The following is a 16,393-nucleotide window of genomic DNA, read 5'->3' as shown; positions in this document are numbered from 1 at the left end:
AGTTCTATATAGGAGGCTTCCAATGGCAAAGTATATTTTCGTCACCGGTGGTGTGGTTTCCTCACTGGGCAAGGGCATCACGGCAGCATCTCTGGGCCGTCTGCTGAAAAGCCGTGGCATCAAGGTCACCATCCAGAAGTTCGACCCCTACATCAACATTGATCCGGGTACCATGAGCCCTTACCAGCACGGTGAGGTCTTCGTGACGGACGATGGTGCCGAAACTGACCTGGATCTGGGTCACTATGAGCGCTTCATCGACATCAACCTCACCAAGAACTCCAACATCACCACGGGCAAGGTCTACTGGTCCGTGCTGAACAAGGAGCGCAATGGCGACTACCTGGGTTCCACGGTGCAGGTCATCCCCCATATCACCAACGAAATCAAGCAGCGTGTCTACGATGTGGCTAATGCTGATGGCGCCGATGTGGTCATCACGGAAATCGGCGGCACCGTGGGTGATATTGAGAGCCAGCCCTTCCTGGAGGCTATCCGCCAGGTGAAGAAGGAAGTGGGCAAGAATGATGTGCTCTATATCCATGTGACCCTTCTCCCGTATATCTCTGCCGCCGGTGAGCTGAAAACCAAGCCCACCCAGCACAGTGTCAAGGAACTGCGCGGCATCGGCATCCAGCCGGACATCCTGGTGTGCCGCACGGAGAAGCCAATCCCTGCTGACATGAAGCGCAAGATTGCCATGTTCTGCGACGTGGATCCCGAGGCTGTCATCGAGAACCGCACTGCCTCCACTATCTATGAGGTGCCTCTCATGATGCAGGAGGAGGGCCTTGACCGCATCGTGCTGAACAAGCTGGCCATGAACTACAGCCCTGCCAATATGGAAGGCTGGGAGAAGATGGTCTACAAGATCAACAACCCCCAGAAGAAGGTCAAGATTGCCGTGGTGGGCAAGTATGTGGAGCTGCCCGATGCCTATATTTCCGTCACCGAGGCCCTGCATCACGGTGCCATCGACAATGATGCCTCTGTGAAGATCCATTGGGTGAACGCTGAGAAGATTGAGGATCCCGATACTGATCTTGATGAAGTCTTCGTAGGCTGCAAGGGTATCCTGGTGCCCGGCGGCTTCGGCGACCGCGGCGTGGAAGGCAAGATCAAGGCTATCCAGTATGCTCGCGAGCACAAGATTCCCTTCCTGGGCCTGTGCCTGGGTATGCAGTGCGCTGTCATCGAGTTTGCCCGCCACGTCTGCGGCATGACGGATGCCCATTCCTCCGAGTTCAATCCCGAGACTAAGCATCCGGTCATTGCCCTCATGGAGTCCCAGCAGGGCATCGTGAAGAAGGGCGGCACCATGCGCCTGGGGGCATATCCCTGCAAGGTCACTGCCGGCACTCACACTGAGGAGGCTTATGGCACCCTGGAAATCAGCGAGCGCCACCGCCACCGCTTCGAGTTCAACAATGACTACCGTCAGGCCCTCACCGAGCGCGGCCTGGTCATTGCCGGCACCTTGCCTGATGACAGCCTGGTAGAGATTGTAGAGGTCAAGGACCATCCCTGGTTCGTGGCTGCCCAGTTCCATCCGGAGCTGAAGAGCCGTCCCAACAATCCGCACCCGCTCTTCAGCAAGTTTGTGAAGGCTTCTCTGGAAAACTGAAGATTGCCTATCTGCAAGGAGCAGGATCTATGAAAAGGTCCTGCTCCTTTTTTCAGCCAATTTCCATAAGAAATTTAATGCTTAAAGACACTCATGGTGGAAGGATTTTCCTTGTCTCTTGGCGAAATATCCAGCAAAGAAAGCATTGGTGTGGAAGATAGACACCAGTGTCGTTTTACAGGCAAGACTCCGCTCAGGGAAGACCACGGAGCTTCCTATGCTTTTAGCTGAGGGGAGGAGGAACAAGGATGCTTATTGATACGCTTTGCTCGGTGGCGCTCTACTGTCAGCGCTGTGGCAAAGTGCAGCTGCTGGATGTGCCCTTATTCTCGGGCAACCAGCGGCTAAAGCTTCGCTGCGGAGCTTGCGGAGAGCAAATGGGTGAGACTATCCTGCGCCCTAAGCATGGACTGGGGCTGACCATACACTGCGGAGTATGCGGGAAGAGCACTTATGAGCAGTTCAGCTGGCATCAGCTGAAAAAACTGCGCTTTGAAAAACTCTATTGCCACCATGACCACTTCGAGCTGGGCTATATCGGGCGCTGGCAGGATATAGCAGAGTTCCTGGATTTCAACGATGCCGAATACGATTCCCTGCATCCAGGCGATGGTGACCGCTTCCTGGAGCGACAGCAGATTCTTCTGGAGGGGCTCACCAGAGTCCACGAACTGGCAGCCCATGGTGACCTTTCCTGTCCCTGCGGTTCGCAGGATGTCAGTGCCGGGCTTATGGGAGACAGCATCGTGCTCCAGTGTCAGGAATGTGGCAGCAGCTGCGTGCTGCCCATGAGGTCGGCGGAGGATTTGGCGCATATCTATCAGGCGGTGGGAGCCTCCTGGCGGCTGAGATCTACTTTGTGAATTCATGGAGGCTATTGACGCAGGACGAGTTTTGCAATATCATAAAAAGCAACAGTTATTCAGGACATAACAGGGACTATCACCGGCTTGCCGGTGACAGTCCTGTTTTTCGTGTATTTGGAGAAGCGAAAGAAAGTAGCGGAAAATCAAGAGGTGTGGTGCATGTACTCACTATTTGCGGCCATGTTGCAGGACAAGTCCCTGCAGCGATTGCAGGAATACTTCTGCGGAGGGCCCTCAGAAACTCTGGCCTATGGCATGGGCGGTTCCCAGAAGCATGCGGCGGTGGCGGCCTGCTATGAGAAGGGACCCCAGCCTTTGATCATCATCCTTCACAGCCGTGAATCCCTGGAGGAATGGCGGGAGAATCTGAATTTGCTGCTGCCCAAGGTTCCTGTGGTGGAGCTGCCGGAAATGGATCTCATGGAGGTGCAGGCTGCAGCCAAAAGCCTTGAACGCAGTGCCCGCCGCATGGATGTGCTGGGCCGTCTCATGCGCCGGGAGCCGGTGATAGTGCTGGCCAGGGCTGCTGCGGCAGTGCAGAAGGGCCTGAGCCCTGCGGAGTTCCAGCGGCTGGCCCTCTCGCTCAAACTGGGGGATAATATTCCCAGGGAAAACCTCATCAAGAGATTGGTGGACTTGGGGTATGAGCGCACGGAAGAAGTGGAGCTGCCGGGGCAGTTCAGCGCCCGGGGCGGCATCATGGACATCTTTGCCATCAATGCCCTTTCTCCTGTGCGGCTGGAGTTCTTCGATGATGAAATCGAGTCCCTGCGGGAGTTTGACCTGAACACCATGCGCTCCAGCAAGTCCGCAGGACTTTCTGAGTTTACGGTGCTGCCCCTGGTGCAGACAGATGGCAGCGGCAAGCCGGAGCCTTTCCTGAGCTATCTGGGGGGCAGGGGGGCGGTCATTTTTGACGAGCCCATCCGCATCCGGGAGCAGATCCGCACCATGGTGAAGGAAAATCCAGATATCAGGAACAGCATCTTCAGCTGGGATAATCTCATTGAGGGAGCCAGAGGCAACAGGGTGATTTACTCTGCCCTGATGCTCCAGCAGGTGCACGGGGCGGAGCCTGATCATACGGTGAGCATCACTTCCACCAACATGACTCCCTTCCACCGGCAGATGGATCTCTTGGAAAGCGAGGCCAGCCGCTGGCTGAGCCAGAAACAGCAGGTGCTGATTCTCCTGACAGCCCAGGACAAGGCCAACAGCCTCAGAGAGTTCTTTGCCCGCAAGCGCATACCCTCCCTGGTGGTCAAGGGCACGGAAATGCTGGAAAAGGGTCTCGTGAATATTCAGGTGGGGGCCCTTACCTCCGGCTTTGAGATGGCGGCGGCCCAGCTGGTGGTGGTGACGGAAAAGGATATTTTCGGCCATCAGAAGCGCCAGAGCATACGACGGGCTGCCAAGGGGGAGAAACTGTCCCATTTCCGGGATATCAAACCCGGGGATTACGTGGTGCACGTGAACCACGGCATCGGCAAGTATCTGGGGGTGGAGACCCTTGAGGTAGGGGGCATCCACAAGGATTACCTCCACATCAAGTACGGCGGGGATGACAAGCTTTTCGTGCCCACGGAGCAGGTAAACCTCCTGCAGAAGTACATCGGCTCCGAAGGCGAGGTGCCCCGCCTACATCGCATGGGCGGCACGGAGTGGGCCAAGGCCAAGGCCCGGGCCAAGAAGTCTGTGGAGGACATCGCCCAGAAGCTCATTGAGATCTACGCCCAGCGCAAGGAGGCCAAAGGCTTTGCCTTTTCTCCGGACGATGCCACCCAGCACGACTTTGAAGAGGCCTTCCCTTATCAGGAAACAGATGACCAGCTGAAGGCCATCGAGGAAATCAAGGCGGATATGGAAAAGGAAAAGCCCATGGACCGTCTCCTCTGCGGGGATGTGGGCTTCGGCAAGACGGAGGTGGCCATCAGGGCAGCCTACAAGGCTGCCATGGACGGCAAGCAGGTGGCGGTGCTGGTGCCAACCACGGTGCTGGCCCAGCAGCATTATCAGACCTTCACTTCCCGTTTTGCGGACTTTGCTCCCAACGTGGATGTGATCTGCCGCTTCCGCTCGGCCAAGGAGCAGAAAATCACCCTGGAGAGGGTGAAGCTGGGGCAGGTGGATATTCTCATTGGCACCCATGCCATCCTGAATCGCCGGAAGGTGCATTTCAAGAACCTGGGACTCCTGATTGTGGATGAGGAGCAGCGCTTTGGGGTGAAGCAGAAGGAAAAGATCCGCAGCCTTTCTGCGGGCCTTGATGTGCTGACTCTGTCTGCTACGCCTATCCCCCGCACTCTCCACATGTCTCTGGTGGGGGCGCGGGATATGAGCATTATCGAGACGCCTCCTGCAGAGCGTTTCCCGGTGCAGACCTATGTGGTGGAGAACAACGATGCGGTGATTTCCGGGGCCATCAAGCGTGAGATCAAGCGGGGCGGTCAGGTATACTTCGTTTACAACAGGGTGGACACCATCGACCGCATGCGTGACCATATCCAGAATCTGGTGCCGGATGCCCGCATCATGACTGCCCACGGCCAGATGCCGGAGGAAATGCTGGAGCAGGTGATGATGGACTTCTATGAAGGCCGCTATGATATACTGCTGGCTACCAGCATTGTGGAGAACGGCCTGGATGTAGCCAATGCCAATACCATCATCATCTACAATGCCGACCACTTCGGCCTGTCCCAGCTCTACCAGATGCGGGGGAGGGTGGGACGTTCCCACCACATGGCCTTTGCCTACTTCGTCTATCAGGCAGACAAGATACTGACGGAGACAGCAGAGAAGCGCCTGCAGGCTATGAAGGAATTTGCCCAGTTGGGGGCGGGCTTCAAGATTGCCATGCGTGATCTGGAAATACGCGGAGCGGGCAACCTGCTTGGCTCCCAGCAGCATGGCCACATTGCCAGCGTGGGCTTTGAGATGTACTGCAAGCTGCTGGAAGAAGCAGTGGAGAATCTCAAGAACGGCAGGAAGAATGAAGCTGTGCTGGAGCCGCCTGCTGACCCCATCATTGACCTGGCGGCAGAGGCTTATCTGGATGTTGACTACATTGAGGATGCCATGCACAAGATTGAGATTTACCAGCGCATTGCCGCCATCAGGAGCGATGAGGAAGTGAAGGTGCTCTATGAGGAGCTGAAGGACCGCTTCGGCGAGCCCTCCGAGCCCGCCAGAAATCTTCTGGAGGCTGCCCGCATCAAGAATCATGCCAGGGCCCTGGGGCTGCGCTCCGTGCTGGTACAGCCGAAAGCCCTTTCGCTCAGCCTGCTGCCCGGCAGGAAGCTGCCTGCCAAGGGCCTTCTGTTGATAGACAAATACTTTGGCCACAACCTGCGCCGCATCATGAAGACCGGGGCCTATGAGATCGGCCTGACTGAGGCCAAGAAGAAGCACATCGCCTCCTTCGTGCTGCGGGTGCTGCTGTTGGCAGGAGGGGACGAAGAGGCAGCCGTGGCCAGCCAGGCGGAAAATGCGAAGAAAGTGAAGGAGAAGAAGATAAATGGCAAAGATAACAGTCCTGGGACTGGGGCCGGGAAGAGCGGGGCTCATTACCCGGGAAAGCTGGCAGCTGCTGAGTTCTGAAGAGCTGCCGGTGGTGCTGCGCACGGCTGTCCACCCCACGGTGGAGGATATCAAAGCAGCGGGCATAGAGTTCACCAGCTATGACAATTTCTATGAGCAGGCGGGAAGCTTCGAGGAGCTTTACCGGGCCATAGCAGAGGATTTGCTCAGGCGGGCGGAGCGTGAGGGGGATTTCCTTTACGCTGTGCCCGGCAGCCCTCTGGTGGCAGAGCGCACGGTGGTGCTCCTGCGGCAGCTGGCCCAAAAGACTGACGTAGAGGTGGAGATCCTGCCCGGCATGAGCTTTGTGGAGGTCATGTATACCACTTTGGGCATTGACCCCATTGAGGGCCTCACCATCATTGATGCGGAGGATGTGCTGAAACTGAAGGAACGCCCGCTGCAGTCACTGGTGGTGACCCAGGTGTATCATCAGCAGATTGCATCTGATACGAAACTGGCTCTGATGGATCTCTATGGCGACGAGTACGAGGGCTTGTACATCCACAATCTTGCCTTGCCGGATGAATCCCTGCGGAAGATTCCCCTTTATGAGCTTGACCGCCAGCCGGATATCGACCATCTGACCACGTTTTTTGTGCCCAAAGAGCCTTTTTTTATTGAAAAGCCTTGATTTTTCTAGGTTTTTTTGGTAAATTCATCTAAGCAGGTAGGAATATTGTGCTTGCTGGCGAATAAAACCTACCGTACAGGAATGGATGGACTAATTCATCTTTCCAGAAAAAACTCTTAAGGAGGCTACGGTTGTGAACAAAACTGAATTGGTAGCTAATGTGGCTGAAACAGCAGGTCTGACCAAGAAAGACGCTGAAAAGGCAGTAAACGCTCTGTTTACTACGGTTCAGCAGGCTCTTATCGAGGGGGACAAGATCCAGATTATTGGCTTCGGTACCTTCGAGGTGAAGGAGCGTGCCGCTCGTACGGGCCGTAATCCCCGCACCGGCGAGGATATCAAGATTCCCGCTTCCAAGAACCCTGTGTTCAAGGCAGGCAAGGCTCTGAAGGATGCTGTGAACTGATTACCGCATTGATAAGTTTTTGAAAGGCCGGGTTCCCGCTTGGGACCCGGTTTTTCGTGCATAAGGAACTTTATTGAGGAACAGTTCCTAAGGGAGATATTATGGACCTGATGGATATGAAGGGAAAAGCTGTGCTTATTTCCGGCGGCACTTCCGGCATCGGCCTTTCGGCAGCCGGACTGTTTCTGAAGGCGGGGGCTATGGTGGCCCTCCTGGGCCGTTCGGAAAAGCGGGGGCAGGAGGCTCTGGCAAAGCTGGGGGAATGTTTCCCGAAGGATAAAATCACATATATCCGGGGGGACGTTGCCAGCAGGACGGACTGCCGGCAGGCGGTTGAAGAGATTGTTTCTTCCTTTGGCAGGCTGGATGTGCTGGTGAATTCGGCAGGTATCTACAGGGAAGGCGCCCTGGAGGAGATTACAGAGGAAGAATTGGATGCCATCCTTTCTGTCAATGTGAAGGGCACCTTCTGGCTTGTTCAGGCAGCACTGCCGGAGCTCAGGAAATCGAGGGGCAATGTGGTGAATGTGGCTTCAGACGCAGGTGTACATGGCAATTATTTCTGCTCAGCCTACTGTGCCAGCAAGGGGGCAGTGGTGCTCTTTACCAGAGCCATGGCATTGGAACTGGCTTCCTTTGGGGTGCGGGTGAATGCCATTGCCCCTGGGGATATCCTGACCCCCTTGACGGAAAATCAGCTGGCCGGGGCTTCTGACAGGGAGACGGCCCTGCAGGAAATGGCTTCTGTCTACCCGCTGGGCCGCATAGGCACGCCGGAGGAAGCTGCCGCCCTGATTCTCTTTCTGGCTTCTCCTGCGGCTTCCTTTGTTACGGGGGCTGTATGGGGAGTTGATGGAGGTCTTACTGCATGAAGAAGCGCATCCTGATTCTCACTGCTTCTGTGGGCTCAGGCCATATCAAGGCTGCTGAGGCGGTGGCAGATGAACTTTTGCGGCAGGCTCCCGGCGTGGACCTCATTACCGTTGACTTTATGTCCCGGGAAACCTCCCTGTTCCATTGGCTGACGAAGGAGCTTTACCTTTTCATGCTGGCTTGGGTGCCCAACCTCTATGACCATTGCTACAAATTTTCCGGGGGCGAGTCGGGCGGGGGGCTGGCCCGGCGGCTGGCGGCTTATGCCATGTTGCCGGTGCTGAAAAAGCTGATTGCCAGATATCAGCCGGACTTGGTGCTCTGCACCCATCCATTTCCGGAGGGAGCCTGTGCCCTGCTGAAGGAGAAGCTTCACACACAGGGGGGAGACCTGCCGCTGGCGGTGGTGATGACGGATTACAGCCTCCATCAGATTTGGCTCTATCCCCAGGTGGATGCCTACTTCATGGCTACCGAGGCCATGCAGGAGGAAATGGCCGGGCTTGGCTTGGGGGCAGAAGCTGTAGCTTCAGGCATCCCCGTAGCTATGAGCCTGAAGAATCTGCCTGCCAGGCAGGAACTTCGCAGGCAGCTGGAGCTGGAGGAATTGCCCACGGTGCTGCTGATGGGGGGCGGCCTGGGCTTGGGCGGTATGGATGAGACACTACAGGAGCTGGAGACTCTGGCGGACAGGCTCCAATTGCTGGTCATAGCGGGACGCAATGAAAAACTGCTGGCAAGGGTCAGAGAGCTGGGAGCAGCGTCACATCACAGTGTTCACTGCTGGGGCTACACCGACAGGGCCCATGAGCTGATGGGCGCATCGAACCTGCTTATCACCAAGCCGGGGGCCCTCACCATCAGCGAGGCCTTTGTGCTGGGGCTGCCCATGCTGCTCCATGACCCCATTCCCGGCCCGGAGACGGAAAATGCCGTCTATGCTGCCCGCCACGGGGCAGCTATCTGGCTCCACCCGGGGGAGTCCCTGTCCCGGGCAGTAAGGGAACTCCTGCATGGGAATCTGTCTGCCATGGGTGAGAAGGCAAAAGCCTGCTCCCGCCCGGAAGCTGCCGCGGTCATCGCAAAAAAAATACTCAAATTATGCCGCCCTTAAAATTTTTTTGGGCGGCAGGTTTTTTATCCTCTCATGGGGAATTAAAGGGAATAAAGAACGGCGTTTGAAGATGGACTGCTCGCTGCCGGCAGTCGGAAAGAGCGGTGGACTTGAATGTCAGTGACGAAGCTGGAGCGTAATGCCCAAAATAATTTTGTTTGCCCCACCTGTGGGCAGGTACTTAAATATGTGGAAGGCCAGGCGGTGCAGCTGGTGGGAGGGAAGGCCGATATGGATGCCATCCTGCCCAAATACGAGTGCCACAACTGCGGTGTTTTTTACCGTGAGCTTTTGGGTTCTGGCTTTTACGATGTGTTCCCCCTGCCCAGGAAGCCCAAGCGGATGCTGAATACCGGTGATATCCCCCCCATGCAGCTGAAGCGGGAAGCTGACGGGAAGTGTGAGTGCCCCCGCTGCGGGGAGCGCATGGACTACATTGAGGGGGGAGCGGTGCGGCTGGTGAACGGCAAGCCGGACATGGAAAATGTCCATGAGCATTTTTCCTGTCCCTACTGCAAGTCCGTCTATCGGCGCATTGCCAGCACGGATTATTTCCAGTGGTCTGACCACTGATTTCCCTTTGGTGATTTTTTTGCAGGAAATTTCCATGAAAAATGCCCTTAATGCTTGCAAGGAAGCCTATTTGCAGGTATTATAAAGGGGTGTGATATTAAGCAAGAGGAGGAATGGGCATGATACCGACTCGGCAGCCTAAGAAAAGGCGTTTTAGCTGGTTCTTTCTGGTGCTGATACTGGTTATAGCGTATTTCTCTTCGATTATGATTTCCCAGCAAATGTACCTGAGCCAGGTCAGTGAAGACCAGGAGGCAGCGGAGCAGCGTCTGGCGGCAGCCAGGCAGGAAAACGAAGCCCTGCGTCAGGAGAGGGAAAATCTTAACCGGATGGATTACATAGAAAAGCTGGCCCGGGAGGAGCTGGGCATGACCCGTCAGGGTGAGCTGCCCTACAGTCCCGGAAGTGCCGGGCGCAAGCAGGCGCAGCCTTGACACAGCTCGAGGCCTGACGGTATACTCTATGTATTCTCATGTACTTAAGGAGGAAGAATTTCATTGTCCATTGAAGTTGGCAGCGTGGTTGAGGGCGTAGTCACGGGTATCAGCAATTTTGGTGCCTTTGTGGAGTTGCCGGAGGGAAAGACCGGACTCATCCATATTTCAGAGGTGGCCGATGTCTATGTAAAGGATGTCCATGACTTCCTGAGCGAAAGGGACAAGGTCAAAGTCAAGGTGGTCAGCGTAGATGACCGCGGCAAGATTGGTCTTTCCATCAAGCAGCTTCAGGAAAAGAAGCCTGAGGAGGCAGCGCGTCCCGCAGCCGGTGGTTCTTCCTTCCGTGCCCAGGGCGGACCGCCCCGTGCTCCCAGGGATTTCCACAGGCAGGGAGGACGTTTCGGGGGAGCCCGTACTTCCGCTTCCTTTGAGGATAAGCTTTCCAAATTCCTGAAGGATAGCGACGAGCGTCTCACGGATTTGCGCCGCAAAACTGACTCCAAGCGTGGGGGACGGGGTTCACGCCGTTCAGACTGACTGTTTATTGGCGTACATAAGCACTCTGTTACCAGGGTGCTTTTTCTGCTTAATCAAGGAGGATAACTTCCATGTTGGAAGCCTTGCTGAAGGATACAGCAAAATTCTGCGAAAGGGAAGGACTTATCCCCTCCGGCGCCGGAGTGCTGGCAGCCTGCTCGGGAGGGCCTGACTCGCTGGCGCTGCTGGATATTCTCTGGCGGCTTTCAAGGCTGTCCAAGTACAATTTCACTGTGGAAGCCGCTCACTTTGAACACGGCATCAGAGTGGAGGACGGAGCCTCCCGTGAGGATGCCGCCTTCGTGGCGAGATTCTGCCAGGAAAGGGAGATTCCCTGCACCATCGCCCACGGCGATGTGCCCGCTTTTGCAGAGGCTGGCAAGCTGTCCCTTGAAACTGCTGCCCGCCAGTGCCGCTATGAATTCTTGGAGAAGACCAGGAAGGCCCGGGGGCTTGACCTGATTGCCACCGCCCATCAGGCTGACGACCAGGCGGAAACGGTGCTCATGCGGCTTTTGCGGGGCACGGGCATCACAGGGCTGGCAGCCATGCGGCCCAGGGCGGAAGGGGAGCTTCCCCTTATCCGCCCCCTGCTCTTTGCTCCCCGGACTGCCATTGAGGAATACTGCAAGGTGCGGGGACTGACCCCCCGGCAGGATGCCACCAATGAGCTCCTGGACTGCACCCGCAACCGCCTGCGGCTGGAAACCCTGCCCAGGCTCAAGGAGGAGTACAATCCCCGACTGGTGCAGGCCCTCTGCCAGCTGGCCTCCATCAGCGCCGCAGAGTCTGACTTCATAGGGGCAGAGGCGCAAAAGTCTTTTGAAAGATTAGCAGGAAAAGAGGGCCTGGAGGCAGAAGGTTTTAGGAAACTGCCACAGGCACTCAAATGGCACGTACTGAGGCTTTTCTGGCAGCAGGAAACAGGTTCTCACAAGGACCTGCCCTATGCCCATGTGCAAAGGCTCTGCCATGTCCTGGAAACGGGCCATGCCGGTAGCCAGCAGCAGCTTCCTCACGGCAGGTGCCTGCGGCTGTACCGGGAAAAAAAGAAACTTTATGCAAGACTTATGTAAGAGGAGAGGTAAACCCATCATGATGAGAGACGATATCGAAAAGGTAGTATTCAGCGAAGAGCAAATCCGCGAGAAGGTTGCCGAGCTGGGCCGCCAGATCACCGAGGACTACAAGGACGTGAAGGAGGAAATCTACTGCGTTGGTATCCTGAAGGGAGCCGTCAACTTCTACACCGACCTGGTGCAGCAGATTGACCTGCCTGTGCGCTTTGACTTCATGATTGCCTCCAGCTATGGCAATGGCACCTCTACCACGGGTTCCGTGAAGATCCTGAAGGACCTGGACTATGACATTGAGGGCAAGCACCTCATCGTCATTGAGGACATCATAGATTCCGGCACCACCATGAACTACCTCATGAAGTATTTCCGCGAGAGGAAGCCTGCCAGCGTGAAGCTCTGCTCCCTGCTGTCCAAGCCTTCCCGCCGCACGGTGGATGTGAATATCGATTACTGCGGCTTTGAAGTGCCTGATGAGTTCCTGGTGGGCTATGGCCTGGACTATGCTGAGGTTTATCGCAATCTCCCCTTCATCGGGGTCTTGAAGCCTGAGATCTACGCTTAATTATAGCTTGAAATATGGACAAAATCTTGCAGGGCAGGGATTCATGGCCCTGACAGAAGGAGGGGCAATGGATTGAACAAATTTCTACGCAACGTAGGCTTTTACCTGCTGATCATCCTCGTGGCTATTTCCATCATTGACTATTTCTCCACCAAGCAAACGGTGAACAAGTCGGTGGAGTACAGCCAGTTCCTGCATCAGGTAGATGCCGGGGAAGTACAGAAGGTCACCCTGATCAAGAATACGATTCAGGGCAAGCTTTCAGATGGTACGGATTTTACCACCATCACACCTGATGAGCCTTACAGTGACCCGCATCTCTATGAGAAACTCACCGCCAAAGGGGTGGAGATAGCGGCGGACAATCCGCCGGAGCCTCCCTGGTGGTCCACCATGTTCTCCTCTATCCTGCCTATCCTGCTCCTCATTGGTGTCTGGTTCTTCATCATGCAGCAGACCCAGGGGGGCGGCGGCAGAGTCATGTCCTTTGGCAAGAGCCGTGCCCGCATGAGCGGTGCGGACAAGATCAAGGTCACCTTCCAGGATGTGGCAGGGGCTGATGAAGCCAAGCAGGAACTTGAGGAAGTAGTGGAGTTCCTGAAGGACAAGGACAAGTTCACGGATCTCGGAGCGCGCATTCCCAAGGGCGTGCTGCTCTTTGGCCCTCCGGGCACAGGCAAGACCTTGCTGGCCCGGGCGGTAGCCGGTGAGGCCGGGGTGCCCTTCTTCTCCATAAGCGGTTCTGACTTCGTGGAGATGTTCGTGGGCGTGGGTGCTTCCCGCGTGCGCGACCTCTTCGAGCAGGCCAAGAAGAATGCTCCCTGCATCGTCTTCATCGACGAGATTGATGCCGTGGGCCGCCAGCGCGGCGCAGGCGTAGGCGGCGGCCATGACGAGCGCGAGCAGACCCTGAACCAGCTCTTGGTGGAAATGGACGGCTTTGCTGCCAACGAAGGCATCATCATCATCGCCGCCACCAACCGCCCGGATATCCTGGACCCGGCTCTCCTGCGTCCCGGCCGCTTCGACCGCCAGATTGTGGTGGACAAGCCCGATGTGCGGGGCCGTCTGGCTATCCTGAAGGTTCACACCAAGGGCAAGCCCGTGGCAGAGGATGCAGACCTGGATGTACTGGCCCGCCGTACTCCCGGCTTCACCGGTGCTGACCTCAGCAACCTGGTGAACGAGGCAGCCCTGCTGGCTGCCCGCCGCGACAAGAAGAAGATTTTCATGGCAGAACTTGAAGAAGCCATTGAAAGGGTAATGGCCGGCCCCGAGCGCCGTTCCCATGTCATGAGTGATGAGGAGAAGCGCCTCACCGCTTATCACGAGGGCGGTCATACTCTGGTGGGCATGATGCTGAAGCATGCCGATCCTGTGCACAAGGTCACCATCATTCCCCGTGGCCGCGCCGGCGGCTACACTTTGATGCTGCCCAAGGAGGACCGCTCCTACGCTACCCGCAGCGAGCTGATGGACCGCCTGAAGGTGGCCATGGGCGGCCGGGTGGCAGAGGAAGTGGTGCTGAAGGAAATCAGCACCGGCGCCTCCCAGGACATCCAGCAGGCTTCCCGCATCGTGCGCAGCATGATCATGCAGTACGGCATGAGCGACCAGCTGGGGCCCATAGCTTACGGTGAAAGCCAGAACCATCAGGTGTTCCTGGGCCGTGATTTCAACCATCAGCGGAACTACTCCGAGGAAGTGGCCAGCGAAATAGACAAGGAAGTGCGCCGCTACATGGAGGAAGCCTACGAGGCCTGCCGCCAGATTATCACGGAGCATCGGGACCAGCTGGAGCTCATAGCCCAGGCCCTTATCGAGCGCGAGACCCTCAGCGCCAAGGAACTGGAGGAGCTCCTGGAAAAAGGCCGCCTCTCCGAGCAAAAGGATGACAACGATGGTCCTAAGGATGACGGCCCCAAGGATGGCGACCCGGCTCTGATTCCTCCCATGTTCAAGCCCATCCCTGTGAAGGTGCCCGTGCCTGAAGCAGAGGAGAAGGAAAAGGAAGAAGAGGTCACGGTGAAATCCACCGAGCCCAAATTCAATGTCACCCATTTTGATGACTGAATAAAGTCAATACAAGCGCCCCCTATGATGATACAGTTTTCACTGTCTTTCAGAGGGGGCTTTTTGATATAGAAATAACGAGGCTGAAAGGAGCGAAGGTATGCAAGTCAATGGCGATTTAGCCAATATCAAAACTTACGTGCTGGAAAAGCTGAAGGCTCTTTATGAGCTGAAAGTGCCCCTGGGGCAGATTTCCACCCGGGAGCTCAATGAGGAGATGCTTTCCATCACCGAAGATACGGACAGGGAAGTGGCGGTGTATCTTAACCGGCAGGGCAAGGTGGTGCAGGTGTCCCTGGGGGATACAGCGACGGTGGATCTGCCTGAATTCAAGCAAAAGACCCGATCGGATCTGCGTCTGTCGGGCATACGCTGCATCCATACCCATCCCGGCGGGGATGTGCGGCTCAGTGCTCCTGACCTGTCTTCTCTGCGCCGGCTGCGTTTTGATTGTATGGCAGCCATTGGCCGCAGGGAGGACAAAATCTTCGGCTGTCTGGGTTTCTTTTCAGGAGAAATGAGCGAGGACGGCACTCAGCTGCTGACCCAGTACGGCCCGGTGGAAGACAAAGTGCTGAGCCAGATAAATCTCAATTACCTGGTGACAGTGGTCAACAAGAAACTGGCGTCCCAAAGCACGAAAAAGACCGAAGATGAGGTGGAGCGGGCCATCCTTGCCGGGGTGGAGTGTCCCGGCAGCAGCTGGCCTATAGAAGAGTCCATGGAGGAGCTCAAAAGGCTGGCAGATACGGCCGGTGCCAAGGTGGTAGGGGTCTTCACCCAGCGCAAGGAAAAGCCGGATGCGGCCTTTTTCTTAGGCAAGGGTAAGGTCAATGAGCTTTCCATGGAGATTCAGAATCTGGAGGCAGACCTTTTGATTCTTGATGATGAATTGACCCCTTCCCAGCAGCATAATCTGGAACGTGTGCTGGGGGTGAAGGTCATTGACCGCACGACCCTGATTCTGGATATCTTTGCCAAGCGGGCCAGGTCAAAAGAAGGCAAGATGCAGGTGGAGCTTGCCCAGCTGCGCTATAATCTGCCAAGGCTCACTGGCCAGGGGCTGGCCCTCTCCAGGCTGGGGGGCGGCATCGGCACCCGCGGCCCCGGCGAGACCAAGCTGGAAGTGGACAGGCGGCGCATTTACAGCAAGATTCATGATATCGAAGCACAGATCGAGAGCATGAAGAAAAGCCGCAGCCTGCACCGCAAGCGCCGCAAGGAGTCGCAGCTCCCTTTGGTGGCATTGGTAGGTTATACCAATGCGGGCAAATCCACCCTGCTCAACAAACTTACGGGGTCTGATGTCTTCGCCGAAGACAAGCTCTTTGCTACTCTTGATACCACCACCCGTTATCTGCAGCTGCCGGAAAAGCAGGAAATCCTGCTGACGGATACGGTAGGCTTCATCCAGAAACTGCCCCATACCCTGGTCAAGGCTTTCCGGGCAACTCTGGAGGAGGTGCAGGAGGCAGACTTGCTGCTCCATGTGGTGGACTGCAGCAATGAGAATGTGGAAGCCCAGATTGAAGCGGTAGTGTCTGTGCTGAAAGAACTGGAGGCAGCGGAAAAGCCCATGCTCTATGTCTTCAACAAGGCTGACCAGCTGGATAATCCCCATGCAAGGGAACGCCTGCTGCATGGCTGGGGCGGTGTGTTCATCTCCGCCAGGACAGGTGAGAATCTGGAGGCCCTGCAGCGGCGCATGGAAGGATTTTTCAGGGAGAGCCAGGTGCGCATGACCCTTCTTATCCCCTATGACGAGGGGGCGGTAGTAACCAGATTGCACAAGCTGAATGCGGTGGTGGAAACGGCCTACGAAGAGACAGGTACGAAGCTGGAGGTTCGGCTGCCTCTGTCGGAAAAAGATCATTTCGTGAAATATGAGGTAATTGATACCAACTGACAATTTAGGAAATATCCACAGGCACCGCCACTCTGGTGATGAACTCTTCAGCTTCCTGCTGGTACTGCCGAAGCTCATAGGATTCAGGGGCGTGGGCTGGCAGTGCCTGTCGCAGGCAGCCGTGAAGTAA

Annotated in this window: 15 protein-coding genes; all 15 read left to right on the top strand. The window is 56.3% G+C overall.

The genetic code is table 11. The features are described 5' to 3' along the window. Positions 1-22 precede the first annotated feature (22 nt). Positions 23-1,624 (top strand): CTP synthase, encoded by a 1,602-nt coding sequence (locus P159_RS0114455; protein WP_029545135.1) that lies wholly within the window; start codon positions 23-25, stop codon positions 1,622-1,624. A 248-nt stretch (positions 1,625-1,872) separates the two neighbouring features. Beyond that, positions 1,873-2,487 (top strand): hypothetical protein, encoded by a 615-nt coding sequence (locus P159_RS0114450; RefSeq protein ID WP_029545134.1) that lies wholly within the window; start codon positions 1,873-1,875, stop codon positions 2,485-2,487. A 162-nt stretch (positions 2,488-2,649) separates the two neighbouring features. Then, complete coding sequence (mfd, locus tag P159_RS0114445) at positions 2,650-6,090, top strand: transcription-repair coupling factor (protein ID WP_080706014.1); 3,441 nt, start codon at positions 2,650-2,652, stop codon at positions 6,088-6,090. After that, the gene (locus P159_RS0114440; RefSeq protein WP_029545130.1) at positions 6,008-6,703 is read left to right on the top strand and encodes an SAM-dependent methyltransferase; all 696 of its coding nucleotides are present in this window, start codon (positions 6,008-6,010) and stop codon (positions 6,701-6,703) included. Before mfd ends, P159_RS0114440 begins: the two co-directional genes overlap by 83 nt. A gap of 133 nt (positions 6,704-6,836) precedes the next feature. After that, positions 6,837-7,109, top strand: coding sequence for an HU family DNA-binding protein (locus P159_RS0114435; protein ID WP_029545128.1), 273 nt, complete (start codon positions 6,837-6,839; stop codon positions 7,107-7,109). Between the two features lie 116 nt (positions 7,110-7,225). Then, positions 7,226-7,981 (top strand): SDR family NAD(P)-dependent oxidoreductase, encoded by a 756-nt coding sequence (locus P159_RS0114430; protein ID WP_029545126.1) that lies wholly within the window; start codon positions 7,226-7,228, stop codon positions 7,979-7,981. Then, complete coding sequence (locus tag P159_RS0114425; RefSeq protein ID WP_029545124.1) at positions 7,978-9,096, top strand: glycosyltransferase; 1,119 nt, start codon at positions 7,978-7,980, stop codon at positions 9,094-9,096. Before P159_RS0114430 ends, P159_RS0114425 begins: the two co-directional genes overlap by 4 nt. Before the next feature lie 114 nt (positions 9,097-9,210). Next, positions 9,211-9,669 (top strand): hypothetical protein, encoded by a 459-nt coding sequence (locus tag P159_RS0114420; RefSeq protein WP_029545122.1) that lies wholly within the window; start codon positions 9,211-9,213, stop codon positions 9,667-9,669. A gap of 119 nt (positions 9,670-9,788) precedes the next feature. After that, positions 9,789-10,103, top strand: coding sequence for a septum formation initiator family protein (locus tag P159_RS0114415; RefSeq protein WP_029545120.1), 315 nt, complete (start codon positions 9,789-9,791; stop codon positions 10,101-10,103). A 63-nt stretch (positions 10,104-10,166) separates the two neighbouring features. Then, positions 10,167-10,643, top strand: a complete 477-nt coding sequence (locus P159_RS0114410; protein ID WP_029545119.1) for a S1 domain-containing RNA-binding protein — start codon at positions 10,167-10,169, stop codon at positions 10,641-10,643. Positions 10,644-10,714: 71 nt separating this feature from the next. After that, on the top strand, positions 10,715-11,719 hold the full coding sequence (gene tilS, locus P159_RS0114405) for a tRNA lysidine(34) synthetase TilS (protein ID WP_051650388.1): 1,005 nt from the start codon (positions 10,715-10,717) through the stop codon (positions 11,717-11,719). Positions 11,720-11,738: 19 nt separating this feature from the next. Next, positions 11,739-12,284 (top strand): hypoxanthine phosphoribosyltransferase, encoded by a 546-nt coding sequence (gene hpt / locus P159_RS0114400; protein ID WP_029545115.1) that lies wholly within the window; start codon positions 11,739-11,741, stop codon positions 12,282-12,284. A gap of 72 nt (positions 12,285-12,356) precedes the next feature. After that, on the top strand, positions 12,357-14,357 hold the full coding sequence (ftsH, locus tag P159_RS0114395) for an ATP-dependent zinc metalloprotease FtsH (RefSeq protein WP_029545113.1): 2,001 nt from the start codon (positions 12,357-12,359) through the stop codon (positions 14,355-14,357). 100 nt (positions 14,358-14,457) lie between these two features. Continuing rightward, complete coding sequence (gene hflX / locus P159_RS0114390) at positions 14,458-16,263, top strand: GTPase HflX (protein WP_029545111.1); 1,806 nt, start codon at positions 14,458-14,460, stop codon at positions 16,261-16,263. After that, entirely contained in the window at positions 16,250-16,393 is a 144-nt protein-coding gene (locus P159_RS20800; RefSeq protein WP_185753760.1) for a hypothetical protein, read from the top strand. The genes hflX and P159_RS20800 overlap by 14 nt, the downstream gene beginning before the upstream one ends.

This window comes from Selenomonas sp. AB3002 (genome assembly GCF_000702545.1).
GTDB lineage: Bacteria > Bacillota > Negativicutes > Selenomonadales > Selenomonadaceae > Selenomonas_B > Selenomonas_B ruminantium_A.
This window is presented reverse-complemented; position numbering and strand designations above follow the sequence as displayed.